Below are 3,097 nucleotides of genomic sequence, written 5' to 3' on the forward strand. Positions count from 1 at the left end.
ATCCACGCTCTCGGCGCCGGGGGCGGCGAACGCCGGCCCCGGCTGCCTCACGGCGAGTGCGGGGTTTGGGGCAGCGCCCCAAGGGGCTCGGAAAATGACATCAGTTTTTAAAGAGCAGCACCGTTTTTAACGACATCTATCTTGACACCGACCGGGGGCGGGCCAGCACTACGCCATCACCGTCGATACGAATGACGAACAAACCGAGGTGACCCGCATCACTTGGGAGAAGAAGCCGGTGGCAGGCAGCATGCTCACCGATCCCGGGGTGTATTGCTTGCGAAGCAACGAAACCACTTGGGACGAGGAACGCCTGTGGCGGACCTACATGATGCTCACCGATCTGGAAGCCGTCTTCCGCAGCCTCAAATCGGAACTGGGGCTACGCCCGGTCTATCACTCCAAGGAAGCGCGCAGCGACGGCCACCTGTTCATCACCGTGCTCGCCTATCAGTGCGTGCAGTTGATCCGACGCCGACTGAAAGAGAAGGGGATCCACCTCGGCTGGCGCAACCTGCGCGACATCCTGTCCGTACAGCAACGAGTCACCGCCCGATTCACGCAGAGAGACGGCCGGACCTTGCATGTGCGCAAGGCGACCCAGCCCGAACCGAACCTCAGGGCGATCTACGATGCCCTCGGCCTCGACCACTTGCCCGGAGGCACCAAAAAACGCGTCGACTGAGCTGCCATCCCTTCGCGAAAAGCACATGTAGTGCCACTCGCGAAAAATTTTTAACGCAAGACTATGTTTTACAAGGAAAGTTTAAAGTAGCTGTTAAACCCGGGCTAACCTGTATAGCTATGAGTTGCGCTATTAAGAGCGGTAAGGATGGTATTGGGGTCGGTAACGGTATATCCCTGGAGCTCGATCGTCTGGATTTCAGCGCCGCTATTTTTGATATGCAGTATGGTATTTCCGCCACTAGTCTCGGCAGTGATCGTGTTGCCACCTGACAGCAGATCGTTTATCTGAAGCGTGTCGCCGGCACTGAAGTCCGTGATCCTGTCGGACGCAGGTGCCGAAGTGCCTGCGTCGGCAAGGGAGAAAACGAAGGTATCGCTGCCCGTGCCCCCCGTGAGCACATCGTTCCCCGCCCAACCACGCAGCACATCGTCCCCCGCTTCTCCACGCAGTACATCGTTGCCTGCTTCGCCCCTCAGCGTATCGTTACCGTCAGTTCCCGGAACATACTTGTCACCGATCGAATAGGCACTCGCGAACTTCAGGACATTGGCCATATTGTCGGCTGTGGCTTGATCCGTCCCATAGCCTTGCAGGATGATCGTCTGGTCGTGCCCTGCTGTATCTTTGAGTTGCAGTTTCGTATGGGGGCCATATTCCGTACTGACAGCGACATATTCGGCACTTACCAAAACTCCGGGCGAGGACAGTAACTCTCCGACCTGAAGCGTGTCGCCCGCTGCAAAATTCTGGATGAGGTCGGTCGCCGGCTGCAGATTGGCGACGTCTGTGATCGAGAACGAGAAGGTGTCTGCACCCGCGCCACCGATCAGCGTGTCGTTACCGGCGCCACCGACCAATGTGTCGCTGGCAGTGGACAGAGTGGAACCGGTTAGCGTGTCGTCACCGCTACCACCGTAAAGGGCTACCTCTGAATAGTTGCCGACCGAAAGCTTATCTGCCCCGCCCATACCGAAAATGTAATATTTGTTATATATGGGTTGATTAGGTTGGGGCTCCCAAGCATCATTAACATCAGTGAGATTCAAAGAATTATACCCAGAGGGCTTGACAACACCTATGAATCCAGATCCAGTTGTATAGGATTCGTAGCTTGGCGTCAAGCTTACGTCACCAAGCTGTGGGTCCCTAAAGGTTAAGGTCACACTACCAGAGATAACACCGGAATACCCCCCAGACACATCAACTCTCAACGTTGATAAAATCGGCATTATATCTGCGATCTTAACAGAATCCAGCTTATAGTTGCCATCGGCAGTTAAGGTAAGTGGAATCCATATATCGTTACTGTCACGATAACTAAGGGAGAATGCACCACCGGCGACGTAGGAAGACAAATGGAGCGTCAGTGAGACATTTTCGTCCGCATCCGCTATTCCTCCCTGGTTATAAGGATCGAAAGACTGTGGCGTTTGCCCGACAGAAATGACTTGGTCTCCTGGTTTGGCGTCGATGTTGTTATAAGCGTCATCAAGCTTAAGCGCCTGATCTACCACCGCCCCCACCAATATCTTCGCCGTCGCCGGGCTCATACTACTCAGTCCATCGTTATCCGTCGCAGTGTAAGTGAAGCTGCTCTCGCCGTTCCAGTTGACAGACGGTTTGAAGTACAGCGTCACCGCGTTGTTCGTCGCCGCGTAAGGCGTGCCAATCACAGCTGTCGTGGTGCACGCAGCATCCGTGTATAGCGTGCCGTCTGCCAGCGCCGGCAGGGTGCTGATCGTGTAGCGGACGATCGTGCCGTCGGCGTCCGTCCCAGACAGCTTCACCTCGATGACCGAGTCCTCCCATCCGCTCGCACTCACGCTCGTGATCGGTGCGTCGTTGGTGCCGGTGATCGTCACCGTCACCGTCTGCGTGTCATTGGCCGTCGCACTGTCGCTGTCCTCGGCCTTGACCGTATAGGTCAGCACCAAGGTCTCGCCCGTGGGCAGGAAGTCGAAGGCGCTCGCGCTGCCGGAGTTGAAGTTCCAGGCCAGGTTGTTCGTCGCGCCCGTGTCGGCGTCGATGGCCCCGCTGGTCACCGTCAGCATCGCCTTCAGCTGATCGTTCGTCAGCAGGTTGGTGCCTTTGAATGTACTGCTCCCATCGACGGAAACGCTCTCGACCGTGGCCGTCACCGTGTTCGACAGGTCCGCATCTACCACCGTCAGCGTGCCACTGGCCTTGATCACCAGGTCAGTCTCGGTGAGCCCCGCGCTGTCGCTGTCGCGCGTCTCGACCGTGATCGCGGGCGCGTCGTTGGTGCCGGTGATCACCACCGTCACGTCCTGGGTCTGGCTGGCGTTGGCCGCACCGGAGTCGTCCGTGATGGTGATCGTGTAGGTCACCGTCACCGTCTCGCCCTCGGCCAGGTACTGCACCAGGCTGTTGTCCAGCGCGAAGGTCCAG

General features: G+C 57.4%; 2 protein-coding genes. One reads left to right on the forward strand and one right to left on the reverse strand.

Annotation, left to right across the window (positions count from 1 at the left end):
- The first annotated feature begins 208 nt into the window (after positions 1-208).
- Positions 209-685 (forward strand): IS1634 family transposase, encoded by a 477-nt coding sequence (locus tag CCR84_RS11565; protein ID WP_201212418.1) that lies wholly within the window; start codon positions 209-211, stop codon positions 683-685.
- Between the two features lie 104 nt (positions 686-789).
- Here the strand turns inward: CCR84_RS11565 and CCR84_RS11570 are convergent.
- The coding region (locus CCR84_RS11570) for a VCBS domain-containing protein (protein ID WP_201212420.1) at positions 790-3,097 on the reverse strand (2,308 nt) is incomplete at its 5' end.

Origin of the sequence: Rhodocyclus purpureus, from assembly GCF_016653115.1 — a bacterium.
In the GTDB taxonomy this organism is placed as follows: Bacteria; Pseudomonadota; Gammaproteobacteria; order Burkholderiales; family Rhodocyclaceae; genus Rhodocyclus; species Rhodocyclus purpureus.